Annotated in this window: 16 protein-coding genes and 1 tRNA gene; 16 read left to right on the plus strand and 1 reads right to left on the minus strand. The window is 64.5% G+C overall.

What is annotated here, in order from left to right:
• Positions 1-45 precede the first annotated feature (45 nt).
• Positions 46-870 (minus strand): uroporphyrinogen-III C-methyltransferase, encoded by an 825-nt coding sequence (gene cobA, locus GPA22_RS15780; protein WP_169257020.1) that lies wholly within the window; start codon positions 868-870, stop codon positions 46-48.
• Between the two features lie 251 nt (positions 871-1,121).
• Between cobA and GPA22_RS15785 the strand changes: the two genes are divergently transcribed.
• The 16 genes from GPA22_RS15785 to rplT all read left to right on the plus strand — a co-directional run bounded on the left by GPA22_RS15785 (position 1,122) and on the right by rplT (position 15,048).
• On the plus strand, positions 1,122-1,454 hold the full coding sequence (locus GPA22_RS15785) for a c-type cytochrome (RefSeq protein WP_169257021.1): 333 nt from the start codon (positions 1,122-1,124) through the stop codon (positions 1,452-1,454).
• Positions 1,455-1,492: 38 nt separating this feature from the next.
• Positions 1,493-2,692 carry a cytochrome D1 domain-containing protein gene (locus GPA22_RS15790; protein ID WP_169257022.1) on the plus strand — a complete coding sequence of 400 codons (1,200 nt, stop codon included), beginning with the start codon at positions 1,493-1,495 and terminating at the stop codon, positions 2,690-2,692.
• A 1-nt stretch (position 2,693) separates the two neighbouring features.
• Positions 2,694-3,749: a siroheme decarboxylase subunit beta gene (ahbB, locus tag GPA22_RS15795; RefSeq protein WP_169257023.1), complete on the plus strand. Its 1,056-nt coding sequence runs from the start codon at positions 2,694-2,696 to the stop codon at positions 3,747-3,749.
• Positions 3,746-4,228, plus strand: coding sequence for an Lrp/AsnC family transcriptional regulator (locus GPA22_RS15800; RefSeq protein WP_169257024.1), 483 nt, complete (start codon positions 3,746-3,748; stop codon positions 4,226-4,228). The genes ahbB (GPA22_RS15795) and GPA22_RS15800 overlap by 4 nt, the downstream gene beginning before the upstream one ends.
• Positions 4,228-4,731, plus strand: coding sequence for a siroheme decarboxylase subunit beta (gene ahbB / locus GPA22_RS15805; protein WP_425483965.1), 504 nt, complete (start codon positions 4,228-4,230; stop codon positions 4,729-4,731). Before GPA22_RS15800 ends, ahbB (GPA22_RS15805) begins: the two co-directional genes overlap by 1 nt.
• A 234-nt stretch (positions 4,732-4,965) precedes the next feature.
• Positions 4,966-6,624: a nitrite reductase gene (locus GPA22_RS15810; RefSeq protein WP_211169165.1), complete on the plus strand. Its 1,659-nt coding sequence runs from the start codon at positions 4,966-4,968 to the stop codon at positions 6,622-6,624.
• Positions 6,625-6,683: 59 nt separating this feature from the next.
• On the plus strand, positions 6,684-7,295 hold the full coding sequence (locus GPA22_RS15815) for a NapC/NirT family cytochrome c (RefSeq protein WP_169257027.1): 612 nt from the start codon (positions 6,684-6,686) through the stop codon (positions 7,293-7,295).
• A 47-nt stretch (positions 7,296-7,342) separates the two neighbouring features.
• Positions 7,343-8,215: an ethylbenzene dehydrogenase-related protein gene (locus GPA22_RS15820; protein ID WP_169257028.1), complete on the plus strand. Its 873-nt coding sequence runs from the start codon at positions 7,343-7,345 to the stop codon at positions 8,213-8,215.
• 94 nt (positions 8,216-8,309) lie between these two features.
• Complete coding sequence (locus GPA22_RS15825; protein WP_169257029.1) at positions 8,310-8,636, plus strand: cupredoxin domain-containing protein; 327 nt, start codon at positions 8,310-8,312, stop codon at positions 8,634-8,636.
• 100 nt (positions 8,637-8,736) lie between these two features.
• Entirely contained in the window at positions 8,737-9,942 is a 1,206-nt protein-coding gene (gene nirJ, locus GPA22_RS15830; RefSeq protein WP_169257030.1) for a heme d1 biosynthesis radical SAM protein NirJ, read from the plus strand.
• Positions 9,943-9,954: 12 nt separating this feature from the next.
• Positions 9,955-11,547, plus strand: a complete 1,593-nt coding sequence (locus tag GPA22_RS15835; RefSeq protein WP_169257031.1) for a cytochrome D1 domain-containing protein — start codon at positions 9,955-9,957, stop codon at positions 11,545-11,547.
• An 88-nt stretch (positions 11,548-11,635) separates the two neighbouring features.
• Positions 11,636-11,712, plus strand: a tRNA-Val gene (locus tag GPA22_RS15840).
• A 154-nt stretch (positions 11,713-11,866) separates the two neighbouring features.
• Entirely contained in the window at positions 11,867-13,783 is a 1,917-nt protein-coding gene (gene thrS, locus GPA22_RS15845) for a threonine--tRNA ligase (protein WP_169257032.1), read from the plus strand.
• A gap of 28 nt (positions 13,784-13,811) precedes the next feature.
• Complete coding sequence (gene infC, locus GPA22_RS15850; protein ID WP_169257073.1) at positions 13,812-14,336, plus strand: translation initiation factor IF-3; 525 nt, start codon at positions 13,812-13,814, stop codon at positions 14,334-14,336.
• Between the two features lie 142 nt (positions 14,337-14,478).
• Positions 14,479-14,676, plus strand: coding sequence for a 50S ribosomal protein L35 (gene rpmI / locus GPA22_RS15855; RefSeq protein ID WP_015437124.1), 198 nt, complete (start codon positions 14,479-14,481; stop codon positions 14,674-14,676).
• 12 nt (positions 14,677-14,688) lie between these two features.
• Positions 14,689-15,048, plus strand: a complete 360-nt coding sequence (gene rplT / locus GPA22_RS15860; RefSeq protein ID WP_018988925.1) for a 50S ribosomal protein L20 — start codon at positions 14,689-14,691, stop codon at positions 15,046-15,048.
• The last annotated feature ends 43 nt before the right edge of the window (positions 15,049-15,091 follow it).

The raw sequence follows: 15,091 nt of genomic DNA on the forward strand, positions 1-15,091 counted from the left end.
TCGATGTCATATTCGTAGACCTGATCGGCGTCCCGGTACAGCCGCTCACCCCGCGAGCGCGAGTTCGTCGCGTTGCGGAGCCTGGCTGAGGAGTTCGTGCAGCGAGACGACGGAGCCGACCATGATGAGTGCGGGCGATTTGATTTCTGCGCGCCGTACCGACGCCGCAAGGCGGTCGACGCGATCGGTCAGGGTGACCTGGCGGTTCGTGGTGCCGGCGTGCACCACGGCGGCAGGGGTGTCGCCGGGCAGACCGTGGGCGATGAGTTCTCGGCAGATGATGTCGAGCGCGCCGAGTCCCATGTAGATCACGACTGTCTGCTGGGGGCGGGCGAGGGCGGGCCAGTCGAGGTTCACCGTGCCGTCCTTGAGATGCCCAGTGGTGAAGATCACCGAGCGCGCGTGCTCGCGATGCGTGAGCGGCATGCCGGTACAGGCGGAGATGCCGCAGGCAGCCGTGATGCCCGGCACCACGTCGCAGGGGACCCCGCTGCGGACCAGTTCTTCCATCTCTTCCCCGCCGCGCCCGAACATGAAGGGGTCGCCGCCCTTGAGCCTCACCACGTCCACGCCGGTTTGCGCGAGTTGGACGAGCAGCGCGTTGATCTGGTCCTGCGGCAGTGCATGATTCCCGGCTTCCTTGCCGACATAGATCATGCGGGCAGAGCGATTGACGAGCGCGAGGACGCCGTCCCCGACGAGGTTGTCATACACGATGACTTTCGCTTCGCTGATCAGGCGCGCGGCTTTCAGGGTCAGCAGGTCGGGGTCGCCGGGGCCGGCTCCGACCAGATAGACCTTGCCGTGCGCGCGGGGAACTTCGCCGGCGCCGTGCCGCCTGGCTCCGGTCACGCCGTTGTGCATGCTCATGAATGGCTCTCCAGGTCGCCGCGCGGGCGGTGCGGCGCGGCTCTTTCTTGGTTTGGCAAACAGCTGTTTCGCGACGCCACTGTATCCCTACTCGCCGTCCGGGAAATTAACCGATATCAAGGAGCGCGGGATGCCGTGCGATTGATACTTCTCCCGCCTTTCCGGCTCCGGGGCCTCATGCCGCTCCCGACGTGCCGGAACCCGAGCCAAACCGCTGGAGAAAGAATGTGTTGGGTGGGATTGTTCGGACGATGTCCCTGGTGTGCGCCGCGATGATGGCGGCACAGCCGGCCGTGGCTCAGCCCGGTGCGCCCGGGAGCGAACGTGTTCGCGAGCTGGTGCATCTCGTGCGCCAGGATTGCGGGTCGTGCCACGGTCTTACGCTGCAGGGCGGGCTGGGCCCCGCACTGACTGCAGCAAGCCTGAGTGGCAAGCCGCGCGACAGCCTGGTCGCGACGGTTCTCGGTGGCCGTCCCGGTACCCCGATGCCGCCATTTCGCGGCATCGTCGCGGACGACGAGGCGGAGTGGATCGTCGAACGCCTGCTCGAAGGCTTTCCCTCGGATTCCGGCGCGTCGCGCTGAGCGAGGCCCCGCCCGGATATGTCGCACATGAATACCAAATGAGGCGCCAGATGCTGCAATTCTTCGTCAAATACATGTGGTGGATCGTTCCGTTGGTGCTGCTGTCGGCCTGCGCAGGACCGCAACCGGTGCTGCGCGGGACCGGCGATCTCGGCGTCGTCATCGAGCGCGCAACGGGCCAGATGCAGGTCATCGAGACCTCGGGGCGCAAATCGCTCGCGCAGGTGTCCGGTCTCGGCGATCTGTCGCATGCGTCGGTGGTTTTCTCGCGCGACAGCCGCTATGCCTACGTGTTCGGCCGCGATGGCGGACTCACGAAGGTCGACCTGCTGACGGCGTCCATCGCCGGGCGCGTCGTGCAGGCGGGCAATGCCATCGGCGGGGCGATTTCGCAGGACGGACGCCTCGTTGTCGCGCAGAACTACGAACCGGGCGGCATCAAGGCATTCGATGCCGATACGCTGGAGCTCGTCGCCGACGTGCCGGCCGACTTCGGGTCGGAAGGCAAGCGCTCGAAGGTCGTCGGCCTCGCGGATCTGCCGGGCAACCGTTTCGTGTACGCGCTGTTCGATGCCAACGAGATCCGCGTGACCGACCTGTCCGACCCCAGGCATCCGAAGACCGAGCGCTACCCGGCCGGCAAGCAGCCGTACGACGCGCTGGTCACGCCGGACGGGCGTTACTACATCGCGGGGCTCTTCGGCGAGGACGGGTTGTCCCTGCTGGATCTGTGGCAGCCGGAGCTGGGCGTGCGCACGATCCTGCCCGGTTACGGGCGCGGCGAACAGGCCTTGCCCGTGTACAAGATGCCGCACCTGCGCGGCTGGGCGGTCGCGGGCGGACGTGCCTACCTGCCGGCGATCGGGCGGCACGAGGTGCTGGTCGTCGAACTCGGGAGCTGGAAAGAGGTCACCCGCATTCCCGTCAAGAGCCAGCCCGTGTTCGTGATGGCGCGCCCCGATGGGCGTGAGGTGTGGGTGAATTTCGCGTTCCCCGACAACGGCTGGATGCAGGTCATCGATACCTTCACGAACCGCACCGTCAATACGTTCCAGCCCGGTCGGGCAATCCTGCATCTCGAATTCACGCCGCGCGGGGAAGCCGTGTGGATCTCGGCGCGCGACGACAACAAGGTCGCAATCTACGACACGCGCAGCCACCAGAAGCTTGCCGAGTTGCCGGCGGCGAGCCCGAGCGGCATCTTCTTCACGAGCCGCGCGTTCCGGACGGGCTTCTGACATGAGCTGCCCTGGTGCACGTCTCGTCGATATTGCGCAGGCCGACCTCTCCGGTGGGAGTGTCGGCTCGGGGGCCTTCCGGGTGCTGAACGACTACCAGCGCGATTTTCCGCTCGTCCCCCGGCCGTTCGCCGAGATCGCCGCCCGCTGCGGGCTGGACGAGGCGGCCGTGCTCGACGCATTGCGCGCCTGGACCGCGTCCGGCGTCGTCAGCCGTGTCGGCGCGGTGTTCGCGCCGCGACGCATCGGCGCGAGCGCGCTCGCCGCCCTCGCGGCGCCTGCGGACCGGCTCGATGCGATCGCCGCGCGCGTCAGCGCGGTCGCCGAAGTCAATCACAACTACCAGCGCGAGCATGCCTTCAATCTGTGGTTTGTCGTCACGGCAGCCTCGGCGCAGCGTCTGGACGAGCTCATCGCGGGCATCGAAGCCGATACCGGCTGTGCGGTGATCGTGCTGCCGCTCGAGGAGGAGTTCCACATCGACCTGGGCTTCGATCTCGTCGCCGGGCGCAGCGATGCAACCGGGATGCGCGGGATGCCCGCGCCCGCCGACGAGAGTGCCGCCTGTGCACTACCGGGCCTGGAGCGCAATTTCATGCGCGCGCTGCAATCCGGCCTGCGGATCGCCGAGCGGCCCTTCGAGGCGCTCGGGCATGAAGCCGGGCTCAGCGAGGGGATGGCGATCGAGCTGATCGAGCGCTGGGTCGCCGAAGGCCTGATCAAGCGCTTCGGCGTCGTCGTGCGCCACCATGAGCTGGGCTTTCGCGCCAATGCAATGTGCGTGTGGGACGTTCCCGATGCCGAAGCCGGTCGAATCGGCCGCCTGCTCGCCGCGGAGCCTGCCGTGACGCTGTGCTATCGCCGGCGGCGCGCGCTCCCGGACTGGCCGTATAACCTGTTCTGCATGATCCACGGCCGCACCCGTGACGCCGTGCAGGCTGCGCGCGGCGACATCGCGCGCCGCATCGGCCTCGACCGTTGGCGCCACGAAGTGCTGTTCAGCTGTCGGCGCTTCAAGCAGCAGGGCGCCTGCTACCTGACGGATTCGGGCACATGAGCGCCCGCTCCCGACCGGCCGACGTGTCCGGCGCGCTCGACGACACCGACCGCGCGCTCATCAACGTGCTCCAGGGCGATTTTCCGCTCTCGCGCCACCCGTTCGCCGACGTCGGCGCCCGCCTCGGACTGGAGGAAGCCGACGTGCTCGCACGCCTGCGCCGCCTGCTCGACGCGCGCGTGCTCACGCGGTTCGGCCCGATGTTCCAGATCGAGCGCATCGGCGGCGCGTTCTGTCTTGCGGCGATGCGGATTCCCGAAGAGCGCTTCGGGCAGGTCGCCGAGCGCGTCAACGAATTCGCCGAGGTCGCGCACAACTACCGTCGCGACCATGCCCTCAACATGTGGTTCGTGCTCGCCACCGAGCGTCCCGAAGGCGTCGCCGACTGCGCGCGGCGCATCGAGGCGGCGACCGGTCTGCCCGTGTTCCTGTTCCCGAAGGAGCGCGAATACTTCGTCGAGATGAAGCTGGAGGCATGATGAGTACCGGAGCCGACGAACTCGACCGTCGCATCGTCGTTGCGACCCAGGGCGGCCTGCCGCTGGTGTCCGACCCCTGGGGGGCGGTCGCCGCGGAACTCGGCATCTCCGCCGACGAACTCGTCGGGCGCGTCGAGTCGATGCTCGAGCGGGGGGTGATCCGCCGCATCGGTGCCGTGCCGAACCACTACGCGATCGGTTATACGGCAAACGGCATGAGCGTATGGGACGTCGCCGACGAGACCGTCGATGCCGTGGGCGAATGGCTTGGCGCCTTGCCGGCGGTCACGCACTGCTATCGCCGCCCACGCCGCCTGCCGGACTGGACGTACAACCTCTTCGCGATGGTCCATGGCCGCAGCCGCGAGGCCGTGCGCGATCAGCTCGAAGAAATCGCCGCACGCCTCGAGGCCCGTTTCCCGGGTGCGTGCCGGGCGCGCGACGTATTGTTCTCGTCGGCCATCCTGAAGAAAACCGGTCTGCGCATCGGCGCCGCCGCGTGAGCGCGGTTATTGCGCCACTCCGTCCGCACGGCATGTTTTCGTGCATTCAATTTGAGCAAATATTATTGGCTCATATGCGCACGGATTTTGCCCATACATCGACAGGGGAAATTTAGCGTACATCAAAGATTACCGTCTGGCATAGGCGCACCATCCGCAGCAACGTTGAAAGCAGCATTACATCCCGCGTCATTCAAGGAGAGAAAAGTGCAGAACGCAAAGAGGATCGGAAAAATGCTCGCCCTGGCCATGCTACCGATGGCGGTAAGCGCGGCCTGGGCGCAGACGGCGGCGCCGGAGATGACGTCCGAAGAGAAGGCGAAGGCAAAGCAGATCTACTTCGAACGTTGTGCCGGATGCCACGGCGTGCTGCGCAAGGGCGCGACGGGCAAGAACCTCGAGCCGCACTGGACGAAGACTGCTGCGGATGGCACGAAACTCGAAGGCGGCACCCTGAAGCTGGGTACCGAGCGTCTTGAAAAGATCATCTCCTACGGTACCGAAGGCGGGATGGTCAACTACGACGACATCCTGACGAAGGAAGAAATCAACATCATGGCGCGGTACATCCAGCAGACGCCGGATGTCCCGCCCGAGTTCTCGCTGAAGGACATGAAGGACAGCTGGAAGCTGATCGTTCCGGTGAAGGACCGTCCGAAGAAGCAGATGAACAACGTGAACCTGAAGAACGTCTTCGCGATCACGTTGCGCGATGCCGGCAAACTCGCGCTGATCGACGGCGACACGCACAAGATCTGGAAGGTGCTCGATACCGGCTATGCGGTGCATATCTCGCGCCTCTCGGCTTCCGGGCGCTATGTGTATACGGTCGGCCGCGACGGCCTGACCACGATCATCGACATGTGGTACGAAGAGCCGAAGACCGTCGCAACCGTCCGCCTCGGTTCCGATGCGCGCTCGGTCGATACGTCGAAGTTCAAGGGCTATGAGGACAAGTACCTGATCGGCGGCACCTACTGGCCGCCCCAGTACTCGATCATGGACGGCGAGACGCTGGAACCGATCAAGATCGTCTCCACGCGCGGCCAGACCGTGGATGGCGAATATCACCCCGAGCCGCGCGTCGCCTCCATCGTCGCTTCGATGGTCAAGCCCGAGTGGGTCGTGAACGTCAAGGAGACGGGCCAGATCATGCTCGTCGACTACACCGACATCAAGAACCTGAAGACGACGACGATCGAGTCCGCAAAGTTCCTGCATGACGGCGGCTGGGACATGTCGAAGCGCTACTTCATGGTCGCGGCGAACGCCTCCAACAAGGTGGCAGCGGTCGACACCAAGACCGGCAAGCTGGCGGCCCTGGTGGACACCGCGAAGATCCCGCACCCGGGACGCGGCGCGAACTTCATGCACCCGCAGTTTGGCCCGGTGTGGACGACCGGCCACCTCGGCGCGGACGTGATCTCGGTGATTTCGACGGCGTCGGACAATCCGAAGCACGCGAAATTCAAGCAGAACAACTGGAAGGTCGTGCAGGAGCTGAAGATGCCGGGCGCCGGCAACCTGTTCGTCAAGACGCACCCGAAGTCCACGCACCTGTGGGCGGACGCGCCGATGAACCCCGAGCGCGAGATTGCCGAGTCGGTCTATGTGTATGACATGAAGGACCTCGGCAAGGCGCCGCAGCGTCTCGACGTCGCGAAGGATTCCGGCCTGCCGGAAAGCAAGGCGATCCGCCGCGCCACCCACCCGGAGTTCAACGAAGCGGGCAACGAGGTGTGGATCTCGCTGTGGGGCGGCAAGACCGACCAGTCCGCGATCGTCATCTACGACGACAAGACGCTCAAGCTGAAGAAGGTCATCACCGATCCGAGCATCGTTACGCCAACCGGCAAGTTCAACGTGTTCAACACCATGCACGACGTCTATTGATCGCGCCGGCGATCTCCTGCTGAGCCCCCCGCCCCGGTGGGGGGCTAAGGATGAATACGATGACAAGCAACAGTGGCAACGACAAACAACAAGGGCAGGGCGGACTGTGGGCGTTCCTGCGCCGACCGAGCGCGAAGTTCTCGCTCGGCGGGTTGCTGGTGATGGGGGTGGTTGGCGGCGTGATCCTGTGGGGTGGTTTCAATACCGTTCTGGAAGCGACCAACACCGAGCAGTTCTGCATTTCGTGTCACGAAATGGAGAACAACGTCTATCAGGAGTACAAGAAGACCATCCACTACTCCAATCGCACCGGTGTGCGAGCGACCTGTCCCGACTGCCACGTGCCGAAGGACTGGACGCACAAGATGATCCGCAAGGTGCAGGCGTCGAAGGAAATCTGGGGCAAGCTGACCGGCAGCATCGACACGCGCGAGAAATTTGCCGAAAAGCGCCTGCAACTCGCCCGCAGCGAATGGAAGCGCATGAAGGCGGCGGATTCCCGCGAATGCCGCAACTGCCACAGCCTCGAGAGCATGAACTCGGAGGTGCAGAAGCAGCGGGCACGCAAGCAGCACGAGATGGCGCGTGAAGACAACATGACCTGCATCGACTGCCACAAGGGCATCGCGCATCAGAAACCCGAAGGTATGACCGAGGAGGACGAGGGGTGACCCCCGCGGGGTTCCCTTTCCGACTCAGCGACAGTGAGGAATCAACGATGAAGAGAACGATTATTGCCGGGGCAGCGGGCGCAGTGCTCGCCTTCGGATCCGCTGCGGTGATGGCGGCGGCGCCCGACTGGAGCAAGGTTCCCGCCAAGGACGTCACGGTGTTCCAACCGGGCGTGTCCCCGGTGGAATGGATCATGAAGGGCACCGAACACGGGGGGGCCCGCGGGTTGAAGAAAGGCGAAACCTGCGCCGACTGCCACCACTCCGAGACCGCCGACATGGGCAAGAAGATGGCGAGCGGGCAGAAGATCGAGCCGACGCCGGTCGCCGGCAAGGCCGCGTCGATCCCCGTGAAGGTGCAGGCCGCGCATGACGGCGAGAACCTGTATGTCCGCTTCACCTGGGCTCAGCCCAAGGCGTCCGGTGCGCCGAAGATGGACGACAAGAACCCGGTGAAGATCGCGTTCATGCTCGAATCGGGAGGCAAGGTCGAGATGGCCGACCAGGCCGGCTGCTGGGCGACCTGTCACGGCGATTCGCGCACCATGCCGGGCGCGGCCGAAACCAAGCTGAAATACGTCAAGGGCGGCTCGCTCGCCGAGGGCAAGTTCTACGACCTGCACCAGTGGCGCAGCGGGGAGAAGAAAGCCTTCGACGGCTATGTCGCCGACAAGCGCGTCATGGAAGGCGGCAAGGCCCTGACCGGCGCCGAGGGCAAGCTCGATGGCGGGAACTGGACGGTGGTGTTCACGCGCAAGTTCGCCGGCAGTGAGGGCGACGTGAAGCTGGAGGCCGGCAAGGTGTACAACTTCGGCTTTGCGATCCATGATGACAACGCGGCGGGGCGGTTCCACCAGGTCTCGCTCGGCTACAAGCTTGGCATCGACACGAAGGCGGACATCGTCGCCACGAAGCAGTAATTTCCGTCGTCGTACCCTGTGCCGGCACGACCGGCCTCCCGCGTGGAGGCCGCTCGTGCCGGCGCGTTTTCCAGTCGCGAACGGAGATGTGTCCATGCGTGCGCTACATGCCCTCGCCGTCGCCGCAACCGGTCTCGTCCTCCTGCACGGAGGCGCCGCGCTTGCGGCCGATCACGAGATCGCCGTCGCCGAGTACAAGTTCCATCCCGCAGAGCTGCGTGTCGCGAAGGGCGACAAGGTCACCTGGATCAACCGTGAAAAGCGCACCAGCCATTCCGTGCTGTTCGACGCGGGCGGCGAGGAGTCCGCGCGTTTCTTTCCCGGCGAGACCTGGTCGCGCACGTTTTCCGAAGGGGGGCGCTTCGAGTATCACTGCGGACCGCACCCGGAAATGAAGGGCGTTGTCATCGTCGGCGACTGAATCTGGCCGCTCGTCCGTCCCTTCCGTGCTCCCTTGATGTGCGTCATTTATCCGTACTCGCAGGCGGGTTGTAATTGCGTGGGCATCCTCGGAGATTTCCATGTTCCGCATCTCGCAATTCATTCGCGAACTCGACCGGCCCACGGCGATCGCACCGCACCGCAACCCGCCCGGGCCGGTCGTCATCTGGAATCTGATTCGCCGCTGCAATCTCACCTGCAAGCATTGCTACTCGATCTCGGCCGACAAGGATTTCCCCGGCGAGCTTTCGACCGCCGACGTGTTCCGGGTCATGGACGACCTCAAGGCCTTCCGCGTGCCGGTGCTGATCCTCTCGGGCGGCGAACCGCTGCTGCGACCCGACATCTACGAGATCGGCCGGCGCGCGAAGGAGATGGGCTTCTACGTCGGGCTCTCCAGTAACGGCACCCTGATCGACGAGCACAATATCGGCGCGATTGCCGACACCGGTTTCGACTACGTCGGCGTCAGCCTCGACGGCATCGGCGCCACGCACGACAAGTTCCGCCGCCTCGACGGCGCCTTCGCGGCCTCGATGACCGGCATCCGCCTGTGCCGCGCGCGCGGCATCAAGGTCGGCGTGCGCTACACGATGACCGAGGACAACGCCCACGACCTGCCCGCGCTGCTGCGCCTCGTCGAGGACGAAGGCATCGACAAGTTCTACTTCTCGCACCTCAACTACGCAGGCCGGGGCAACAAGCACCGCGCCGACGACGCGCGTCACCAGACCACGCGCGACGCGATGGACCTGCTCTTCGAAACCTGTCTCGACCTGCACCGCCGCGGCATCGACAAGGACTTCGTCACCGGCAACAACGACTCGGACGGCGTCTACCTGCTGCACTGGGTGGAACGGCGCTTCCCGGAGTATGCCGAACACATCCGCGGCAAGCTCGTGCAGTGGGGCGGCAACGCCAGCGGCGTCAATGTCGCGAATATCGACAACCTGGGCGTCGTGCATCCCGACACGATGTGGTGGCACGTGCCGCTCGGCAATGTGCGCGAACGGCCGTTCTCCGAAATCTGGAGCGATCTCTCGAATCCCCTGATGGCCGGCCTCAAGCGGCATCCGCGCCTGCTCTCGGGGCGCTGCGGCGCGTGCCGCCATCTCGACATCTGCAATGGCAGCTCGCGGGTGCGCGCACAGCAGATCACCGGCGACCCGTGGGCCGAGGACCCGGGCTGCTACCTCTCCGATGACGAGATCGGTGTGGAGGCCGGGGCGGTACCCGGCGCACGCGTGGTCACCACCCCCTTCGTCCCGCTTCGGCGCAGCGCCTGATCCGAGGAACTCATGCCATCCACGCAAATCCGGCGCTCGCCCGCAAAGCGCGTGCTCGCCTTCTCGGGGCTCCTCGCGGGCGCAGCGCTCGCCTTTCACATGACGGAAGCGCAGGCGGCCGACGCGCCCGCGGCCCTCTATCGCCAGCACTGCGCCACCTGCCACGGCCCCGACCGCCTCGGGGCGACCGGCCCGGCGCTGCTGCCGGAAAACCTCGCGCGCCTGCGCAAGGACGAAGCCGTCGCGGTCGTGCGCGACGGCCGCACCGCAACCCAGATGCCGCCCTTCGCCGCCGCGCTCGCCGAGTCCGACATCGCGGCGCTCGTGTCGTGGATCTTCACGCCGGTCGTGCCCGCCCCGAGCTGGAGCGAAGCCGACATCCGTGCTTCGCGCATCGCCCATGTCGATCCCGCGGCTCTGCCCGCGAAGCCGGTGTTCGACGCCGATCCGATGAACCTCTTCCTAGTCGTTGAAACGGGGGATCATCATGTCTCCGTGCTCGACGGCGACAAGCTCGAGCGCATCCACCGTTTCCAGAGCCGTCACGCCCTGCATGGCGGCCCCAAGTTCACCGCCGACGGCCGCTATGTCTTCTTCGCGTCGCGTGACGGCTGGATCACCAAGTATGACCTGTGGAACTTCAAGGTCGTCACGGAGATCCGCGCCGGCATCAACACGCGCAACGTCGCCGTTTCGCCCGACGGCAAGCATGTGGCCGTCGCGAACTACCTGCCGCACACACTCGTGCTGCTCGATGGCGAGCTCAACCTGCTCAAGTCGATTCCGGTCACCGACCGAGACGGCAAGGGGAGTTCGCGCGTGTCGGCGGTGTACGAGGCGACGCCGCGCAACAGCTTCGTCGCGGCGTTGAAGGACGTGCCGGAACTGTGGGAGATCAGCTATGACCCGTCGGCCGAGGAAATCCCGACCGGGCTCGTGCATGACTATCAGTACCGCGAAGGCGCATTCGTCCGCGGCTACCTCAACCCCCGTCGCACACCGCTGACCGACCCGCTCGACGACTTCTTCTTCACCCAGGACTACTCGACCGTCCTCGGTGCGTCGCGCGAAGGGGCCGGCCAGGTCGTCAATCTCGACGCGCGGCGCAAGATCGCGAGCCTTGCGCTGGACGGCATGCCGCACCTCGGGTCCGGCATCACGTGGGACTGGCGGGGGCGACGCGTCATGGCGAGCACCAACCTCAAGGCCGCGGAAGTCACGGTCATCGACCTCAAGGACTGGAGCGTCGTCAAGCGCATCCCCACGCGAGGTCCCGGCTTCTTCCTGCGCAGCCACGAGAACAGCCGCTACGCCTTCGTAGACTCGATGATGAGCCGCGAGGCGAAGAACACGCTGCAGGTCATCGACAAGAACACCCTCGAGATCGTCAGGGAGCTCAAGGCCGCGCCCGGGCAGACCCTTGCGCATATCGAATTTACCCGCGACGGCCGCTACGCGCTCGCGAGCCTGTGGGAAATGGACGGGGCCCTTATCGTTTACGACGCAAAGACGCTCGAGGAGGTCAAGCGCATCCCGATGAAGAAACCCGTCGGCAAGTACAACGTCTGGAACAAGATCACGCGTGAGGAGGGTACGAGCCACTGATCCGGACCGTTTCGGTGACAGCCGAAAAGATTTTTCATAAAGATGTTGCGCACCTCGCATGCGGTGCCTATAATGCGCAGCTCTTAGCAGGCGCGTAGCTCAGCTGGTTAGAGCACCACCTTGACATGGTGGGGGTCGTTGGTTCGAGTCCAATCGCGCCTACCAACGTATGGAGCAGGAAGATGATCTTCCGAACTACCACTGAAGCCGGAAACTGAAAAGTCGGGCTCCGCTGTAGCGCTCCAGGAAAAAAGTGCGGCCCGTCCGCACTTTTTTTTCGTCCACGTTTTTCGCAATCCTTGTCCGAGGCCCCGAAATCATGCCGAATATCACGCTCCCCGACGGTTCCGTACGCAGCTTCGACCATCCGGTGACCGTGCTCGAGGTTGCGGCATCGATCGGTGCCGGCCTCGCCAAGGCTTCGCTCGCGGGAAAGGTCGATGGCAGGCTCGTCGATCTCTCGCATCGCATCGAAGGCGACACATCGCTCGCGATCGTCACGGACAAGAGCGCAGAGGGTGTGGACATCATCCGCCACTCGACGGCGCACCTCCTCGCGCATGCCGTGAAGGAGCTGTTCCCGGATGCCCAGGTCACGATCGGGCCGGTCATCGAGAACGGCTTCTACTACGACTTCGCGTACAAGCGTCCCTTCACCCCCGAGGACCTCGAGCGGATCGAGAAGCGCATGGCGGAGCTCGCCAAGCGCGAGATTCCCGTTGCGCGGGAAGTGTGGCCGCGCGACAAGGCGGTCGAGTTTTTCAAAGGGCAGGGCGAGCACTACAAGGCCGAGATCATCGCGTCGATCCCGCAGGCCGAAGACGTCTCCCTCTACCGTCAGGGCGACTTCATCGACCTGTGTCGCGGCCCTCACGTCCCCTCGACGGGCAAGCTCAAGGTCTTCAAGCTGACCAAGCTCGCCGGTGCCTACTGGCGCGGCGACTCGAAGAACGAGATGCTGCAGCGCGTCTATGGCACGGCCTGGGCGAAGAAGGAAGACCTCGACAGCTACCTGCACATGCTCGAGGAAGCCGAGAAGCGCGACCATCGCAAGCTCGGCCGCCTGCTCGATCTCTTCCATCTGCAGGAAGAGGCGCCGGGCATGGTGTTCTGGCACTCGAAGGGCTGGACGCTGTGGCAGCAGGTCGAGCAGTACATGCGCCGCACGATCCTCGAAAACGGCTACCAGGAAGTGAAGACGCCGCAGATCGTCGATCGCTCGTTGTGGGAGAAGTCCGGCCACTGGGGCATGTACTCCGACCTGATGTTCACGACGCAGTCGGAAAAGCACGACTACGCCGTCAAGCCGATGAATTGCCCGTGCCACATCCAGATCTTCAACCAGGGGCTGAAGAGCTACCGCGACCTGCCATTGCGCATGGCGGAATTCGGCTCCTGCCACCGCAACGAGCCCTCGGGTTCGTTGCACGGCATCATGCGCGTGCGCAACTTCGTGCAGGACGACGCGCACATCTTCTGCGCCGATGACCAGGTGCAGACCGAGGCGGCCGTCTTCATCGAACTGCTGCAGAAGGTGTATGCCGACTTCGGCTTCACCGAGATCCTGATCAAGCTCTCCACGCGCCCCGACAAGCGCGTCGGTACCGACGAGCAGTGGGAGGCCGCCGAAGCGGCGCTCGCCGCGGCGCTCGATGCGCAGGGGCTTGCGTACGACCTGCAGCCGGGCGAAGGGGCCTTCTATGGTCCCAAGATCGAGTTCTCGCTCAAGGACTGCCTCAACCGTGTGTGGCAGTGCGGAACGCTGCAGCTCGATTTCAACCTGCCGGTGCGTCTCGGTGCGGAATATGTGGCCGAGGACAACACGAAGAAGTACCCCGTGATGCTGCATCGCGCGATCCTCGGTTCGCTCGAACGCTTCATCGGCATCCTCATCGAGCACTTCGCCGGCGCGCTGCCGCTGTGGCTCGCGCCGGTCCAGGCGGTCGTGCTGAACATCTCGGAAGGGCAGTCGGAGTATGCGACGGAAGTCACGAAACGCTTGAAGCTGGCGGGTTTCCGGGTCGAGGCGGATTTGCGTAACGAAAAGATTACCTATAAAATCCGCGAACATAGCGTACACAAGCTGCCCTACCAGATCGTTATCGGCGAGAAGGAAAAGGCGGCAGGGCTCGTTGCCGTGCGCGCCCGAGGGGGCCAGGATCTTGGCCAGATGACCTTCGATACCCTGATCGAGCGTTGGCAGCGCGAAGTTCAAGCGCGGTCGGCCTCGATCTGATTTTTTGGCATTCGTGGAGAACTGAACCATCGCTCAAGAAAAAAAGCAGCGCGTCAATGAGGAGATCAGCGCGCCCGAAGTTCGTCTGCTCGGTGAAGACGGCGAACCGATCGGTATTGTGTCCCTGAGAACGGCCCTCGAGGCGGCGGAAGAAGCCGGGCTGGATCTTGTCGAAATCGCGCCGATGGCGCAGCCCCCGGTCTGCCGGGTGATGGACTTCGGCAAGTTCAAGTATCAGGAGCAGAAGAAGGCCCACGAAGCCAAGCTCAAGCAGAAGCAGGTGCAGATCAAGGAAGTCAAGCTGCGCCCCGCGACTGACGAGAACGACTACCAGATCAAGCTGCGCAACCTCAAGCGCTTCCTTGAGGAAGGTGACAAGTGCAAGGTGACGCTGCGTTTCCGCGGTCGGGAAATGGCGCACCAGGAATTCGGTCTGCGTCAGCTCGAGCGGGTCAAGGCCGATCTGGAGGAACTGGGCCAGGTCGAGCAGATGCCCAAGATGGAAGGGCGTCAGATGGTCATGGTGATCGCGCCGATTCGCAAGAACCGCTGAGCGCGACGACGAATCTGCCTCGCGCCCTCGGGCGGGAGGCAAACCCCGGCGGACATTGGCCGCCGGAAAACAAGTGGTGCCGGGTTGAAAACGCGCCGCATGGCGACGCTACCTGGCGTCATTCATAAACCTGGAGTTAGCAATGCCGAAGATGAAGACCAAGAGCGGAGCCGCCAAGCGGTTCAAGGTCCGCGCTAGTGGTGGGATCAAGCGGTCCCAGGCGTTCAAGCGCCACATCCTTACCAAGAAAACCACCAAGAGCAAGCGCCAGCTGCGCGGCATGACGGAAGTCCACGCCGCCGACGAGAAGCTGATCCGCGCCATGCTGCCTTACGCTTGATAGGAGACCGCCATGCCCCGAGTTAAACGTGGTGTAACCGCCCGCGCGCGTCACAAGAAGGTTCTCGATCAGGCCAAGGGTTACCGCGGCCGCCGCAAGAACGTATACCGCATCGCCAAACAGGCGGTGATGAAGGCCGGTCAGTACGCCTACCGTGACCGCCGCCAGCGCAAGCGCCAGTTCCGTGCCCTGTGGATCGCCCGTATCAACGCCGCTGCGCGTGAAGTGGGCCTGACCTACAGCACCTTCATGAACGGCCTGAAGAAGGCTGCAATCGAAGTCGATCGCAAGGTGCTGGCCGACCTGGCCGTGTTCGACAAGCCCGCTTTTGCGGCGCTCGCCGACCAAGCCCGGGCCAAACTCGCTGCGTAATCCGACGCAGCACGAAAAAAGGAGGCCTAGCCTCCTTTTTTTT

It is taken from the genome of Aromatoleum toluvorans, assembly GCF_012910905.1.
GTDB classification, from domain to species: Bacteria; Pseudomonadota; Gammaproteobacteria; order Burkholderiales; family Rhodocyclaceae; genus Aromatoleum; species Aromatoleum toluvorans.

Bases quoted from the DNA above. Each gene is read 5' to 3' on its own strand.
- GPA22_RS15815 (WP_169257027.1), top strand. From the start codon at position 6,684: ATGACAAGCAACAGTGGCAACGACAAACAACAAGGGCAGGGCGGACTG.
- GPA22_RS15800 (WP_169257024.1), top strand. From the start codon at position 3,746: ATGAGCGCCCGCTCCCGACCGGCCGACGTGTCCGGCGCGCTCGACGAC.
- thrS (WP_169257032.1), top strand. From the start codon at position 11,867: ATGCCGAATATCACGCTCCCCGACGGTTCCGTACGCAGCTTCGACCAT.
- GPA22_RS15825 (WP_169257029.1), top strand. From the start codon at position 8,310: ATGCGTGCGCTACATGCCCTCGCCGTCGCCGCAACCGGTCTCGTCCTC.
- GPA22_RS15810 (WP_211169165.1), top strand. From the start codon at position 4,966: ATGCTCGCCCTGGCCATGCTACCGATGGCGGTAAGCGCGGCCTGGGCG.
- nirJ (WP_169257030.1), top strand. From the start codon at position 8,737: ATGTTCCGCATCTCGCAATTCATTCGCGAACTCGACCGGCCCACGGCG.
- rpmI (WP_015437124.1), top strand. From the start codon at position 14,479: ATGCCGAAGATGAAGACCAAGAGCGGAGCCGCCAAGCGGTTCAAGGTC.
- GPA22_RS15835 (WP_169257031.1), top strand. From the start codon at position 9,955: ATGCCATCCACGCAAATCCGGCGCTCGCCCGCAAAGCGCGTGCTCGCC.
- GPA22_RS15785 (WP_169257021.1), top strand. From the start codon at position 1,122: ATGTCCCTGGTGTGCGCCGCGATGATGGCGGCACAGCCGGCCGTGGCT.
- ahbB (WP_169257023.1), top strand. From the start codon at position 2,694: ATGAGCTGCCCTGGTGCACGTCTCGTCGATATTGCGCAGGCCGACCTC.
- ahbB (WP_425483965.1), top strand. From the start codon at position 4,228: ATGAGTACCGGAGCCGACGAACTCGACCGTCGCATCGTCGTTGCGACC.
- rplT (WP_018988925.1), top strand. From the start codon at position 14,689: ATGCCCCGAGTTAAACGTGGTGTAACCGCCCGCGCGCGTCACAAGAAG.
- GPA22_RS15820 (WP_169257028.1), top strand. From the start codon at position 7,343: ATGAAGAGAACGATTATTGCCGGGGCAGCGGGCGCAGTGCTCGCCTTC.
- cobA (WP_169257020.1), bottom strand. From the start codon at position 870: ATGAGCATGCACAACGGCGTGACCGGAGCCAGGCGGCACGGCGCCGGC.
- GPA22_RS15790 (WP_169257022.1), top strand. From the start codon at position 1,493: ATGAGGCGCCAGATGCTGCAATTCTTCGTCAAATACATGTGGTGGATC.